Annotated in this window: 13 protein-coding genes; all 13 read left to right on the forward strand. The window is 71.4% G+C overall.

The window, feature by feature from the left end; genetic code table 11:
• Positions 1–61: 61 nt before the first annotated feature.
• The 13 genes from argC to ACYVF4_RS12220 all read left to right on the forward strand — a co-directional run bounded on the left by argC (position 62) and on the right by ACYVF4_RS12220 (position 13506).
• Positions 62–1108: an N-acetyl-gamma-glutamyl-phosphate reductase gene (gene argC, locus ACYVF4_RS12160; protein WP_460723030.1), complete on the forward strand. Its 1047-nt coding sequence runs from the start codon at positions 62–64 to the stop codon at positions 1106–1108.
• The gene (argJ, locus tag ACYVF4_RS12165; protein WP_460723032.1) at positions 1105–2262 is read left to right on the forward strand and encodes a bifunctional glutamate N-acetyltransferase/amino-acid acetyltransferase ArgJ; all 1158 of its coding nucleotides are present in this window, start codon (positions 1105–1107) and stop codon (positions 2260–2262) included. The genes argC and argJ overlap by 4 nt, the downstream gene beginning before the upstream one ends.
• Complete coding sequence (gene argB, locus ACYVF4_RS12170) at positions 2259–3158, forward strand: acetylglutamate kinase (protein ID WP_460723034.1); 900 nt, start codon at positions 2259–2261, stop codon at positions 3156–3158. The genes argJ and argB overlap by 4 nt, the downstream gene beginning before the upstream one ends.
• The gene (locus tag ACYVF4_RS12175; RefSeq protein ID WP_460723036.1) at positions 3155–4369 is read left to right on the forward strand and encodes an acetylornithine transaminase; all 1215 of its coding nucleotides are present in this window, start codon (positions 3155–3157) and stop codon (positions 4367–4369) included. Before argB ends, ACYVF4_RS12175 begins: the two co-directional genes overlap by 4 nt.
• Positions 4366–5289 (forward strand): ornithine carbamoyltransferase, encoded by a 924-nt coding sequence (gene argF / locus ACYVF4_RS12180; RefSeq protein WP_460723038.1) that lies wholly within the window; start codon positions 4366–4368, stop codon positions 5287–5289. Before ACYVF4_RS12175 ends, argF begins: the two co-directional genes overlap by 4 nt.
• Positions 5268–6362, forward strand: coding sequence for a DUF418 domain-containing protein (locus ACYVF4_RS12185; RefSeq protein WP_460723040.1), 1095 nt, complete (start codon positions 5268–5270; stop codon positions 6360–6362). Before argF ends, ACYVF4_RS12185 begins: the two co-directional genes overlap by 22 nt.
• 89 nt (positions 6363–6451) lie before the next feature.
• Complete coding sequence (locus ACYVF4_RS12190) at positions 6452–7996, forward strand: S8 family serine peptidase (protein WP_460723042.1); 1545 nt, start codon at positions 6452–6454, stop codon at positions 7994–7996.
• A gap of 105 nt (positions 7997–8101) precedes the next feature.
• Positions 8102–9532 (forward strand): argininosuccinate lyase, encoded by a 1431-nt coding sequence (argH, locus tag ACYVF4_RS12195; protein WP_460723044.1) that lies wholly within the window; start codon positions 8102–8104, stop codon positions 9530–9532.
• Positions 9533–9589: 57 nt separating this feature from the next.
• Positions 9590–10246 (forward strand): SatD family protein, encoded by a 657-nt coding sequence (locus tag ACYVF4_RS12200; RefSeq protein ID WP_460723046.1) that lies wholly within the window; start codon positions 9590–9592, stop codon positions 10244–10246.
• Positions 10243–10947 carry a hypothetical protein gene (locus ACYVF4_RS12205; protein WP_460723048.1) on the forward strand — a complete coding sequence of 235 codons (705 nt, stop codon included), beginning with the start codon at positions 10243–10245 and terminating at the stop codon, positions 10945–10947. Before ACYVF4_RS12200 ends, ACYVF4_RS12205 begins: the two co-directional genes overlap by 4 nt.
• A 39-nt stretch (positions 10948–10986) precedes the next feature.
• Positions 10987–11337 (forward strand): VOC family protein, encoded by a 351-nt coding sequence (locus ACYVF4_RS12210; protein ID WP_460723050.1) that lies wholly within the window; start codon positions 10987–10989, stop codon positions 11335–11337.
• Between the two features lie 39 nt (positions 11338–11376).
• The gene (tyrS, locus tag ACYVF4_RS12215) at positions 11377–12687 is read left to right on the forward strand and encodes a tyrosine--tRNA ligase (protein ID WP_460723052.1); all 1311 of its coding nucleotides are present in this window, start codon (positions 11377–11379) and stop codon (positions 12685–12687) included.
• A gap of 21 nt (positions 12688–12708) precedes the next feature.
• Complete coding sequence (locus ACYVF4_RS12220; RefSeq protein WP_460723054.1) at positions 12709–13506, forward strand: DUF4184 family protein; 798 nt, start codon at positions 12709–12711, stop codon at positions 13504–13506.
• The last annotated feature ends 445 nt before the right edge of the window (positions 13507–13951 follow it).

Below are 13951 nucleotides of genomic sequence, written 5' to 3' on the forward strand. Positions count from 1 at the left end.
CGGGACCGCACGCGGGCGTCGCCGTCTTCGTCCCCGACGTCCAGACTCTAAGGTGGAATCCATGACCTATTCGGTCGCCGTCTCCGGCGCCTCCGGCTACGCGGGGGGCGAGATCCTGCGCCTCCTCGCCGATCATCCCGACGTCGAGATCCGCACGGTCACCGCGCACTCCAACGCCGGTCAGCCCCTCATCGACCACCAGCCGCACCTGCGCTCGCTATCGCACCTGATGCTGCAGGACACCACTCCCGAGGTCCTCGCCGGCCACGACGTGGTGTTCCTGGCGCTGCCTCACGGGCAGTCGGGGCAGTACACCGACGCGCTCGGCGATGCCGCCCTCGTCATCGACGCCGGCGCCGACCACCGCTTGACGTCGCCCGAGGCGTGGCAGGCGTTCTACGGCGGCGACTTCCACGAGCCGTGGGTCTACGGCGTGCCCGAGCTCCCCGTCGCGGGCGGCCGCCAGCGCGATCACCTGAAGACCGCGACGCGCATCGCCGCGCCGGGCTGCAACGCCTCGACGGTGAGCCTCAGCCTCGCCCCGGGAGTGGCGGCAGGCGTGATCGATCCGGGCGACATCGTCTCGGTGCTGGCCGTCGGGCCGTCGGGGGCGGGCAAGAGCCTCAAGCCGAACCTTCTCGCCAGCGAGATCCTCGGCACCGCCAACCCGTACGCGGTGGGGGGCACCCACCGCCACATCCCCGAGATCCGCCAGGCCCTGGTCGCCGCGGGCGCGACCGGCGACGTCCGCATCTCGTTCACGCCCGTCCTCGTGCCGATGTCCCGCGGGATCCTCGCCACCTCCACCGCGCCGATCGCGGAAGGGGCGACGGATGCCGACATCCGGGCCGCCTGGCAGGACGCGTACGGCGACGAGACGTTCGTGCAGCTGCTCCCCGAGGGCCGCTTCCCCCGCACGGCCGACGTGCTGGGCGCCAACACCGCGCTGATGGGTCTCGCCGTGGACCGCGCGGCGGGACGCGTCGTGGTCGTCACCGCGGTCGACAACCTCGTCAAGGGCACCGCCGGCGCCGCCATCCAGTCCATGAACCTCGCGCTCGGTCTTCCCGAGGGCCGCGCCCTCAACGTGAACGGAGTCGCCCCGTGACCGTCACCGCCCCACAGGGATTCGAAGCCGCCGGCGTGGCGGTCGGCCTGAAGTCCACCGGCAAGCCCGATGTGGCCGTCGTGGTCAACCGCGGCCCGCTCAAGGTGGGCGCGGCGGTGTTCACCAGCAACCGGGCCAAGGCCAATCCCATCCTGTGGTCGCAGCAGGTCATGCACGACGGCACGGTCGAGGCGATCGTGCTGAACTCCGGCGGCGCGAACTGCTTCACCGGGCCCTTCGGCTTCCAGACCACGCATCAGACCGCCGAGAAGGCGGCCGAGCTGCTCGGGGTGAGCGCCGGCGACATCCTCGTGTGCTCCACGGGCCTCATCGGCACCGGCGACGAGGTGTTCCGCGGCAAGGTGCTCGAGGGCACCGAGCGCGGGATCGCCGAGCTCTCGACCGACGGCGGCGACGCGGCATCCCTGGCGATCATGACGACCGACTCGGTGCCCAAGACCAGCACCTACACCGGCGACGGCTGGATGATCGGCGGCATGGCGAAGGGCGCCGGGATGCTGGCACCCGGCCTCGCGACGATGCTCGTGGTGCTCACCACCGACGCGGTCCTCACCGCCGACGAGGCCGACGCCCACCTGCGGGCGGCGACGCGGGTGAGCTTCGACCGGCTGGACTCCGACGGCTGCATGTCCACGAACGACCAGGTCTCGCTGCTGGTGAGCGGCGCGTCGGGGGTGACGCCCGATGCCGACGCCTTCCGCTTCGCGCTGATCGACGTGTGCACGAACCTCGCGGTGCAGCTGCAGGCCGACGCCGAGGGCGCCAGCCACGACATCACGATCCAGGTCGTGGGCGCCGCCACCGAGGACGACGCGGTCGAGGTCGGCCGCTCGGTCGCCCGCAACAACCTCTTCAAGGCCGCCGTGTTCGGCAACGACCCGAACTGGGGACGCGTGCTCGCCGCGATCGGCACCACCGGCGCCGCCTTCGATCCGTACGACGTGGACGTGTGGATGAACGGCGTGCGCGTGTGCACCGCCGGGGGCCCGGACCGTCCGCGTGAGGACGTCGACCTCACGCCCCGCGCCACGAGCGTCCTCATCGACCTGAGGGTCGGCGCCGAGCAGGCGACGATCTTCACCAACGACCTCACCCACGACTACGTCCACGAGAACAGCGCCTACTCGTCATGACCGACATCCAGGACACCGATCCCGCCGCTGCCAGCGCCCAGGCCGAGACCCTCATCGAGTCGCTGCCGTGGGTGCGCCGCTTCCGCGACCAGGTGGTGGTGATCAAGTACGGCGGCAACGCCATGGTCAGCGACGAGCTGCAGGATGCCTTCGCCGCCGACATCGCCTACCTGCGCTACGTCGGGGTCAAGCCCGTCGTCGTCCACGGCGGGGGCCCGCAGATCTCGTCGATGCTGGACCGCCTGGCGATCCCCAGCGAGTTCAAGGGCGGCTACCGCGTGACCTCGACCGAGGCGATCTCGGTGGTGCGGATGGTCCTCACCGGCCAGATCAACCCGCAGCTGGTCGCCAAGATCAACGCGCACGGGCCGCTGGCCACGGGACTGAGCGGCGAGGACGCGGGCCTGTTCGGCGGCCGCCGCCGCGGGGTCGTCGTCGACGGGGTCGAGCACGACCTCGGCCGCGTGGGCGACGTCGTCGAGGTGGACCCGCAGCCGGTGCTGGATCAGCTGGCCGCCGGCCGCATCCCCGTGGTCTCGAGCATCGCGCCCGATCTCGACCATGCGGGGCACTCGCTGAACGTCAACGCGGATGCCGCGGCCTCGGCCCTCGCGGTGGCCCTCAAGGCGTCGAAGCTCGTCGTCCTCACCGACGTGCCGGGCCTGTACGCCGACTGGCCGGACCGCACGTCGCTGGTATCGCATCTGACCTCGACCCAGCTGAGAGAGATGCTGCCGCGCCTGGAGTCGGGCATGATCCCGAAGATGACGGCCTGCCTCGAGGCGGTCGAGGGCGGGGTGGACACGGCGGCGATCATCGACGGCCGGGTGCCGCATTCGGTGCTGGTCGAGATCTTCACGAGCAAGGGAATCGGAACAGAGGTGGTGCAGGGATGAGCTGGCAGGATGACGCGGGCCGGGACCTCGTCCGCAGCTTCGGCGACCGGATGGCGATGTTCGTCCGCGGCGAGGGTGCGTACGTGTGGGATGCCGACGGCAAGCGCTACCTCGACTTCCTCGCGGGGATCGCGGTCAACTCCCTGGGTCACGCCCACCCCGCGTTCGTCGAGGCGATCACGCGGCAGGCCGCAACCCTCGCCCACGTGTCGAACTACTTCGCCACGCCGCCCCAGCTCGAGCTCGCCGCGCGCCTGAAGCGCCTCGCCGGCACCGGGCCGGACGGCCGCGTCTACTTCGGCAACTCCGGCGCCGAGGCCAACGAGGCCGCGTTCAAGCTCGCGCGCCTGCACGGCGGGGCCGAGCGGCCGCTCATCCTGTCGCTGCGCGACGCCTTCCACGGCCGCACGATGGGCACGCTCGCCCTCACCGGCAAGCCGTGGATGCAGGAGCCCTTCCTGCCGATGGTCGGCGGCGTCGAGTTCATCGACTCCACGATCGAGGCCCTCGAGACGGCCCTCGACGACCGCGTCGCGGCCCTGTTCGTCGAGCCGATCAAGGGCGAGGCCGGCGTGGTCGACCTGCCCGAGGGGTACCTGCGCGCCGCGCGCGAGCTCACCGAGCGTCACGGCGCGCTGCTGATCGTGGACGAGATCCAGACGGGCGCCGGCCGCACCGGCGAGTGGTTCGCCTTCCAGCACGCCGGCATCACCCCCGACGCGATCACCGTGGCCAAGGGGATCGGCGGCGGCTTCCCCATCGGGGCGCTCATCACCTTCGGCGCCGCGAGCGACCTGTTCTACCCGGGGACGCACGGGTCGACGTTCGGCGGCAACGCCCTCGGCACCGCCGTCGCCAGGGCGGTGCTCGAAGAGATCGAGGCCGCCGGACTCGTGGAAAACGCCGCCGAGCGCGGCCGGCAGCTGCGCGAGGCGATCGTACAGTCCGACTCGACGCTCGTCAGCGGATGCCGCGGCCAGGGCCTGCTGCTGGGCATCGCCCTGCGGCATCCCGTCGCCAAGGCCGTCGTCGCCGCCGCGCTCCAGCACGGCCTGGTGATCAACGCGCCCAACGACGAGACCATCCGCCTCGTGCCGCCGCTGACAATCGGCGACGTCGAGGTCGATGAGTTCCTGCAGCTGTTCACCGCCGCGCTGCGCACCGTGGAGGATGCGCTCGTGCTCGATGCCCCCTCGGAGGCCTCCCTGTGACCCGCCACCTGCTCCGTGACGACGACCTGACCGCCGACGAGCAGGCCGAGATCCTCGACCTGGCCGTGGCGCTGAAGAAGGACCGCTGGAAGCTCACCCCGCTGGCGGGCCCGCAGACGGTCGCGGTGATCTTCGACAAGTCCTCCACCCGCACGCGCGTGTCCTTCGCGGTGGGGATCGCCGACCTCGGCGGCTCGCCGCTGGTGATCTCGACGGCCAACAGCCAGCTGGGCGGCAAGGAGACCCCCTCCGACACCGCGCGTGTCCTGGAGCGCCAGGTGGCGGCGATCGTGTGGCGCACGTACGCGCAGGCGGGGCTGGAGGAGATGGCGCGCGGCACCCGCGTGCCCGTCGTCAACGCCCTGAGCGACGACTTCCACCCGTGCCAGCTGCTGGCGGACCTCCTCACCATCAAGGAGCACAAGGGCGAGCTCGCGGGCCTGACCCTGGCGTTCTTCGGCGACGGCAAGTCGAACATGGCCCACTCGTACGTGCTGGCGGGCGTGACCGCCGGGATGCACGTGCGTGTGGCGTCGCCCGAGGACTACTCCCCGCGCGACGACGTGATCGCCGACGCCGACCGCCGCGCCGCCGAGACGGGCGGGTCGGTGACGCTGTACACCGACCCGAACGAGGCGGCCGCCGGGGCCGACGTGATCGTGACCGACACGTGGGTGTCGATGGGCAAAGAAGAGGAGAAGCTCGCGCGCCTGCGCGATCTCGGCGCCTACAAGGTGACCACCGAGCTCATGGGCCTCGCCCGTGAGGACGCGATCTTCATCCACTGCCTGCCGGCCGACCGCGGCTACGAGGTCGATGCCGAGGTCATCGACGGCCCGCAGAGCGTCGTGTGGGACGAGGCCGAGAACCGCCTGCACGCCCAGAAGGCGCTGCTGGTGTGGCTGCTGCGCCAGGACTGACCCGGCTCGACGGACCCGGGCGCGTCGCCGGCGTCGACCTCGCGCGGGGCCTGGCGGTGGTCGGGATGCTGGCGGCCCACCTGCTCGTCACCGATGAGCGGGTGGTGCTCACTGACCCGGCGACGTGGGACGGCGTGGTCAACGGCAACTCCTCGATCCTGTTCGCGACCCTCGCCGGCGTCTCGATCGGGCTGACCACCGGCGGAGCGACGCCCCTGGCGCGGGACCACCGGGGCGCGCCGCAGGGTCGCCTGCTGCTCCGGGCGGCGGCGCTGTGGGTGATCGGCGTGCTGCTGGTCTTCACCGGGGTGCCGGTCTTCGTCATCCTGCCCGCCTACGCGGTGCTGTTCGCCCTCGCCGTTCCGCTGGTCGGTCTCACCGCGCCCGCCCTGTGGGCGATCTCGGCGCTCACGGCGCTGGTGATGCCGTGGGTGCACGCGGTCCTGGCCGCCTGGCCGGGGTGGGCCACGCCCGCCGGCAGCGACCTGTCGCTCCTGATCGGCTGGCACTATCCCTTCGAGGTGTGGATCGGGTTCGTCGTGGCCGGGCTCGCCCTCGCCCGCTCCGACCTCGCGCGACCGCGCACTCTCGCGACCGCAGCGGTCGCGGGGGCCGCCGGAGCGGCCGCCGTCTTCGCCCTCGACGCCGCGACCGGAGCGCGGGCTCTCACTCCGGCATCCGAGCCGACGCTGCTGGCGCGGGTCTGGACGGCCGAACCCCACTCGAGCGGCCTGCTCGAGGTGTGGGCGTCGGGCGCCCTCGCGATCGCCGTCATCGCCGCGGCGATCCTCGTCTGCCGGCCGGGCGGTGCGGTCGCGCGGGTGCTCCTGCCGCTGCGGGCGGTGGGGGCGATGCCGCTGACGGCGTACATGGCCCAGATCCTGGTGTGGGCGGTGGCCTCGGCCCTGCTCGGCGTCGCCGGAGACCTCGCGGGCTTCCGGGCGTTCGACCCCTTCTGGCCCCTGACGATCGGGCTCGTCGCGGCGTGCACGCTGTGGGCGCTGTTCGTCGGGCGGGGTCCGCTGGAGTCCCTGCTGGCGCGCCTGTCTCGCGCCGCGGTTCGTGAGAACTGATTCATCCGCACCCCGGAGCCCTTCCGAAAATGCGCGGCGGATGCTTAGGCTTCCCGGACACCCCACACGAAGGAGTCGACGTGTCTCGTATGCGCAGATGGACCGCCCTGATCGTCGGAGCGGGGGTGGTGGCGGCCGGCTGCATCGCCCTGCCGACCGCCGCGGGTGCCGAGGGGCCGCCGGAGCGGTTCATCGTCGCCTACTCCGAAGGCTCCGCGGCGTCCGCCAAGGCGGCCATCGCCCGCCAGGGCGGCGAGATCGCCCGCGAGCTGGGCCCGCAGAACGCCGTGGCCGCCTACCTGCCGGCCGCGGCGGTGTCTGCGCTGGCCTCGCAGGGCGGCATCCGCTATGTCGAACCCGACGCGAAGCGCTACCTGCTGGCCGACTCCGCCGGCGACCCCTCGCTGACCGAGGTGGTCCCGTACGGCGTCCCGATGGTGCAGGCCGACCAGTTCGATGAGGGCGCCACGGCGATCACCGTCGGCATCATCGACTCCGGTCTCTACGACGCGCACGTCGACATCGGCCTGGCCAGCGGCCGCGACCTGAGCGGCACGGGCCGGTGGAACACCGACGCGTGCGGCCACGGCACCCACGTCGCTGGCACGATCGCCGCCACCGACAACACCACCGGCGTGATCGGGGTGTACCCGGGCGCGCCGCTGGTGATCAGCAAGGTGTTCGGCGACGACTGCGCGTGGAGCTACGCCTCCGACCTCGTCGGCGCCCTCAACGACAACGTCGCGCAGGGTGCCAAGGTCGTCAACATGAGCCTCGGCGGGTCTCGCTCGAACCGCACGGAGCGGCAGGCGATGGATGACGCGTACGCCTCGGGCGTACTGCTGATCGCCGCCGCCGGCAACGACGGCAACACGCGCACCAGCTACCCCGCCGGGTACTCCTCGGTGATGTCGGTCGCCGCGGTGGACGACACCAAGACGATCGCGAGCTTCTCGCAGCAGAACAGCACGGTCGAGATCGCCGCGCCCGGTGTCAGCGTCCTCTCGACGGTGCCGTGGAAGAGCACGGCGACCTTGAGCGCCGGCGAATCCACGTGGTCGGGGTCGGTCATGGAGGGCTCGGCGACGGGTTCCGCCACCGGCACGGTGGTCGACGGCGAGCTGTGCGCTCCGACGCGCACCAAGGGCAAGCCCGGCACCGCCGCCCCCCGCGACTGGACCGGCAAGGTCGTGCTCTGCCAGCGCGGCACCTACACCTTCGGTGAGAAGGCGGATGCCGTGGCCGCCGCCGGCGGCGTCGCCGCGGTCATCTACAACAACACCTCGGGCGAGTTCTCGGGCACCCTCGGGGCGCAGAAGGCGATCCCGGTGATCTCGCTGTCACAGGCCGACGGCGTCGCAGCGCTCGGTCAGGTGGGGAAGTCCGGCACCGTCACGGCGCAGCTGGCCAAGCCCGCCGACGGCTACGAGAAGTGGGACGGCACGTCGATGGCCACCCCGCACGTCGCGGGCGTCGCTGCGAAGATCTGGAGCCACAACCCCGGGTGGACGGCGTCGGAGATCCGCCAGGCGCTGACCTCGACCGCTCAGGACCTCGGAGCCGCCGGCCGCGACAACGCGTACGGCTACGGGCTGGTGCAGGCCCAGGCGGCGCTGACCGCCCTGCGCGGATGACGACAGCCGTCGGCGGCTGAGGCCGTCGCGCACCGCAGGCTCCCGGGAACGGATCCCGGGAGCCGGCGGCGTTCACGCCCGGGCGGTCCTCGGTAGGCTGGTGCGGTGAGTGATCCGAAGGGCGACGGGACCAACGAGGGCGCGCTGTGGGGCGCCCGATTCGCGACGGGGCCGTCGCCGGAGCTCGCCGAGCTCAGCCGGTCCACCCACTTCGACTGGGACCTCGCGCTGTACGACCTGGCGGGCTCGCACGCCCACGCCAAGGCGCTCGCCGCCGCCGGGTATCTCACCGCCGACGAAGAGGCTGCGATGCATGCCGGGCTGGACGCCCTGGCGGACGGCGTCCGCGACGGCAGCCTTCGCCCGTCGGCCGGGGACGAGGACGTGCACGGCGCGCTCGAGCAGGCGCTCATCGCCCAGGTCGGTCCCGAACTCGGCGGCAAGCTGCGCGCCGGGCGCAGTCGCAACGACCAGATCGCCACGCTCGTGCGGATGTACCTGCTCGATCACGCGCGCACCATCGCGCGAGATATCCTCCGCCTCGTCGACGCGCTCGTCGCGCAGGCCGAGGCCCACCCCTCGGCGGCCATGCCCGGCCGCACCCATCTGCAGCACGCCCAGCCGGTCCTGCTCGCCCACCACCTGCAGGCGCACGCGTGGCCGCTCGTGCGCGATCTCGAACGACTGCGCGACTGGTCGGTGCGGGCGTCGGTGTCGCCGTACGGCGGGGGAGCGCTCGCCGGCTCGACGCTGGGGCTCGACCCCCAGCTGGTGGCCGACGAGCTCGGGCTCGCCCGGCCCGCCGAGAACTCCCTCGACGGCACATCGGCGCGCGACGTGGTGGCGGAATTCGCCTTCATCGCCGCGATGATCGGTGTCGACCTCTCGCGCCTGGCCGAAGAGATCATCATCTGGAACACCCGCGAGTTCGGCTTCGTCACCCTCGACGACGGCTACTCCACCGGGTCGAGCATCATGCCGCAGAAGAAGAACCCCGACATCGCCGAGCTCGCCCGCGGCAAGTCGGGCCGGCTCATCGGCAATCTCACCGGGCTCATGGCAACGCTCAAGGCGCTGCCCCTGGCCTACAACCGCGACCTGCAAGAGGACAAGGAGCCGGTGTTCGACTCCGTCCGCACGCTCGAGGTGCTGCTGCCGGCGTTCGCGGGCATGGTCGCCACCCTGCGGTTCGACACCGAGCGGATGGCGGCGCTGGCGCCGCAGGGCTTCTCGCTCGCCACCGACGTGGCCGAGTGGCTCGTCAAGCGGGGCGTGCCCTTCCGGGACGCCCACGAGATCTCGGGGCACATGGTGCGGGCGTGCGAGGAGCAGGGGGTCGATCTTCACGAGCTCGACGACGTCGCCCTCGCCCGGATCTCGCCGGACCTCACGCCCGAGGTGCGTCAGGTGCTGACCGTCGAAGGCTCGGTGGGGTCGCGGACGGGTGCCGGCGGCACCGCCCCCGAACGGGTGGCCGAGCAGCGGTCCGAGCTCATCGCGCGCGTCCAGCAGGTCGTGCACGCACTCGGCTTATAATCGCGATAAATAAACTTTTCGCTTATGTTCTCAGGATATAAGCGCTACACTGCCGGCATGAGCAGTCCTCACTCGGTCGCCGTGATCGCCGACATCGTCGGCTCTCGGCGCCTGCCCGACCGCGACGGCGCGCAGCTGGCGATCGATGACGCCGTTACGCGCGTGGAGTCCAGCCAGCCCTCGGTGCAGGCGCTCCGGCCCACCGCCGGCGACGAGCTCCAGGGGGTCTATCCCGATCTCCCCGCCGCGCTCCGCGCGGTCCTGCTGCTCCAGCTCACCCTGCCCGAGGGGATCGAACTCCGCTTCGGTCTCGGCGTCGGTCCGGTGCGCACGCTCGCGTCACGCTCCGGTGACGTCCCCGAGGGGCCCGGCTGGTGGGCCGCGCGCGAGGCGATCGGCGCGGTGTCGGCGATGCAGAAGCGCACCGCGCCGCACGCGCGGACCTGGATCGTCGGTGCCCCGCGAGAGGATGAGGCCGTGTCCCACAGCATCCCGTTCGCCAACGCCTATCTGCTCGCCCGGGACGAGCTCGTAGGCCAGATGTCCGAGCGGTCCCGGCGACTGGTCCTCGGCCGGTGTCTCGGAGCCACGCAGGCCCAGCTCGCGCGGTCCGAGGGCATCACCCAGCCCGCCGTCTCGCAGGCGCTGAGCGCGGCGGGCGCATCCGCGGTGATCGCCGGCTTCGCCGCGCTCGGCAGAGGGGCGCCGGCGTGATCGGCGCGGGACTGGCGCTGCTGACCATCGGCGTCGCCGACCTCGTCCGCCAGTACCTCACCGGGGTCCGCCGAGCCGTCGGGCTGGCCGTCGCCGCCGTCCTGCTGTTCGTGGCGTCGGCGGGTGTGGATGCTGCGCTGTGGGCCCTCGCCGCGATCGGCGTGGCCGCGCTGTGGCTGCTGACGGTGCCGCTCACCGGGCGCGTCCGGGCGGGACTCTGGCCGGTCGGGGTGCTCGGCGTCCTCGTCGCGGCCGCGGTGGTCCTCGTCGGCCCCCGCACCGGAACGGCGGCGGTCGAGCGGCTCTGGACCCTGCCCGGCCCCGGGGCGGACGTGCCCGTCGACGTCGTCGTCCTCGTGGTGGGGTGTCTGGCCTTCCTGCTCGAGTCGGCCAACAACGTCGTCCGCACCGCCCTGCGCGCCGAGCACGTCGCCGTCGCCCCCGCAGGCGAGCCCGGTCCGGCGCTCAAGGGCGGCCGGCTCATCGGCCCGCTCGAGCGGGCGCTGGTGTTCGCCCTCATGCTGGCGGGGGCGTACACCCTGATCGCGGCGGTCTTCGCAGCCAAGGGCATCGTCCGCTTCCCCGAGATCTCGCGCGACTCCGCCGCGGGGGACCGCGCCGAGTACTTCCTCATCGGCAGTCTCGTCAGCTGGGCGATCGCTTTGGCCGCGGCGTTCCTGGTGTGGTGGGGCGTGCGCTGACACCTTGACCGCGCCCGCGGGTGATGCGAGCGTGAAGGTATGGCCAAGGTCGAGCACTTCGAGATCCCCGTCGACGACATCGCGCGAGCGCAGCGTTTCTACGAGAAGGCGTTGGGCTACCGCTATGAACCGTGGAGCGAAGAGATGGGCATGCTGATGCAGCCGGACGGCGAGGGCATCAACGGCGATCTCTCGCTGCGGGGCGCGTTGCCGCACCCCACCGTCGTCTTCAGCGTCGATCGCATCGAGGACGTCCTCGAGCTCGTCCGCGAGAACGGCGGCGAGCAGATCGGCGTGATCCAGCCCCTGACCGGAGCATCGCGCTGGATCTTCATCAGGGATTCCGAGGGCAACATGGTGGGGCTCTACGACGAGGCGGGCGCCGCCTGACGATGAGGTGCCTCCCCGCCCGCTGATAGCCTGAAACGCGTGTCTGAACCCGTCGTGAGCGCGACCGCGCCCGCCAACGATCCGACGTTCGAGAACGTCTGGGACGAGATCGTCTGGCGCGGACTCGTGCATGTGTCCACCGATCAAGAGGCGCTGCGCGCCCTTCTCGGGGGGGATCCGATCACGTACTACTGCGGCTTCGACCCGACGGCGCCGAGCCTGCACCTCGGGAATCTGGTGCAGCTGCTGCTGATGCGCCGGCTTCAGCTCGCCGGCCACAAGCCGCTCGGGCTCGTCGGGGGATCGACCGGTCTCATCGGCGACCCGCGTCCGTCGGCCGAGCGCACGCTGAACACGAAAGAGACCGTGGGGGAGTGGGTCGGCTACCTGCGCTCCCAGGTCGAGCGGTTCCTCAGCTTCGAGGGCGACACCGCCGCCCGCATCGTCAACAACCTCGACTGGACGGCGCCGCTGAGCGCCATCGACTTCCTGCGCGAGATCGGCAAGCACTACCGCGTGGGGACGATGCTGAAGAAGGACGCGGTCGCCGCGCGGCTGAACTCCGACGCCGGCATCAGCTACACCGAGTTCAGCTACCAGATCCTGCAGGGCATGGACTACCTCGAGCTGCACCGCCAGTACGGCTGTGTGCTGCAGACGGGCGGCAGCGACCAGTGGGGCAACCTCACCAGTGGCACCGATCTGATCCACCGCGTCGAGGGCACGCACGTGCACGCGATCGGCACGCCGCTGATCACCAACAGCGACGGCACGAAGTTCGGCAAGAGCGAGGGCAACGCCATCTGGCTCGACGCCGAGATGTGCAGCCCGTACCGGATGTACCAGTTCTGGCTGAACACCGACGACGCCGACGTGATCGCGCGGCTGAAGATCTTCACGTTCCTCAGCCGCGCCGACATCGAGGACTACGAGCGTCTCGTGGCGGACGAGCCCTTCCGCCGCGCGGCGCAGAAGCGACTCGCGCTCGAGGTGACGACGTTCGTGCACGGACCGGATGCCGCCGCCGCGGTCGTCGCGGCCTCTGAGGCCCTCTTCGGGCAGGGTGATCTGACGACGCTGGATGCCGCGACCCTGCGGACCGCCCTCGACGAGCTGCCGCACGCCGACGTCGCCGTGGGGACCCCGGTCGTCCAGGCGCTCGTGGACACCGGCCTCGTGGCGAGTCTCAGCGAGGCGCGGCGCGCGATCGCGCAGGGCGGGGTCTCGCTCGACGGTGAGCGGGTGACCGGCGACGACGCGGTGGTGACCGGCTCGCTCCCGGGCGGAGTGTCGATCCTCCGCCGCGGCAAGAAGACCCTCGCCGGGCTCTTCGTCGGCATCGGCGGCTGACCCGGCGCGTCCGGACGACGCATGCCGTTCACGCCGAGCCACGCCGTCGTCGCGCTGGCCTTCCGGCGCACTCCGCTCGTCCCCGCCGCCGTCGCGATCGGCGCGATGACCCCGGATCTGCCGCTCTTCGTCCGGGGAACGCCCTTCTCGTACGCGGTGTCGCACGATCTTCGGTGGATGCCGGTGACGATGATCGTCGCCTTCGCCCTGCTCCTCGTGTGGCGCTGTGTCCTGCGGCCGAACGTGGCCGAGCTGTCCCCGCGACCGATCGCCGCCCGGGTGCCCCGGGTGTGGGACGCCGGCATCACGCGCGCGTTGCGTGACACGGTCGTCGACACGTCGCCGGCTCTGCTGGCGGTGTCGCTGGCGATCGGGGTCGTCACCCACGTCGTGTGGGACCTGTTCACCCACGAAGGGCGCGCAGGCGTGGCCGCGGTACCCGCGCTCGAGGAGCAGTGGGGTCCGCTGCTCGGCCTGAAGTGGCTCCAGCACGGATCCAGCGTCCTCGGTGCGGTGATCCTCGCCGCCTGGGTGGTGACGCGGCTGCGCCGCGCCGCCCCGCACGAACTCCGCCGTCTGCTGCCCGCCGTCGTGCGGTGGGCGTGGTGGGCGTCGCTGCCGGTCGCGCTGACCGTGGCGTGGGTGTGGGGGATCACGCACTACGGCGGCCTGGACGAGTCGTTCACCGCCGCGCATCTGGCCTACCGGGTCCTGCCGCCGACGACCGCGGCGTGGGGCGTCGCGACCGTGGCGCTGTGCGTCGCGCTCGTCGTGATCCGCCGCGTGAAGACGGGCGACACGCCCGGGGTGCGGTCCTGATTTGCCGGGCCGGTGGAGTCCACGTAATGTTCTTGTTGTTCGCCCCAAAGGGAAGAGCGGAGAGGCCGAAGGCCCCGCCCCTCAAGCGGAGAACACATCCCCTTCATCTTCAGTAGCGGACTCGCGTCCGTCTGATCTATGATGGGGTGCCCCCACCGGAACCGCGGTCATCGGCTGCGTCCTCGATCTGAAGATCGCGGGATGTCGATTTGACAGACGGAGCGGCAGGGGTAAGATAGTGAAGTTGCCCTTCGGGGGAGGCCTGGTGGTCTTCCTGGGGGAGCGTCCGATCCTTGAGAACTCAACAGCGTGCACTTGTCAAATGCCAAATAACCTCGTCCAGCTTCGGCTGGTTTGAGATTCCTTTGGATCAATTCATGGATGTCAGTGACATTCGTTTTTGGTCAGGTTGAACTCGCTGCTTTCTGCCTTATTCCGGTGGTTG

The organism is Microbacterium aureliae, from assembly GCF_054780155.1.

What these genes read in the sequence shown, in the direction of transcription:
- ACYVF4_RS12210 (WP_460723050.1), top strand. Translation starts at nt 10,987, where the DNA reads ATGGCCAAGGTCGAGCACTTCGAGATCCCCGTCGACGACATCGCGCGA.
- ACYVF4_RS12200 (WP_460723046.1), top strand. Translation starts at nt 9,590, where the DNA reads ATGAGCAGTCCTCACTCGGTCGCCGTGATCGCCGACATCGTCGGCTCT.
- ACYVF4_RS12220 (WP_460723054.1), top strand. Translation starts at nt 12,709, where the DNA reads ATGCCGTTCACGCCGAGCCACGCCGTCGTCGCGCTGGCCTTCCGGCGC.
- argC (WP_460723030.1), top strand. Translation starts at nt 62, where the DNA reads ATGACCTATTCGGTCGCCGTCTCCGGCGCCTCCGGCTACGCGGGGGGC.
- argB (WP_460723034.1), top strand. Translation starts at nt 2,259, where the DNA reads ATGACCGACATCCAGGACACCGATCCCGCCGCTGCCAGCGCCCAGGCC.
- ACYVF4_RS12175 (WP_460723036.1), top strand. Translation starts at nt 3,155, where the DNA reads ATGAGCTGGCAGGATGACGCGGGCCGGGACCTCGTCCGCAGCTTCGGC.
- ACYVF4_RS12190 (WP_460723042.1), top strand. Translation starts at nt 6,452, where the DNA reads ATGCGCAGATGGACCGCCCTGATCGTCGGAGCGGGGGTGGTGGCGGCC.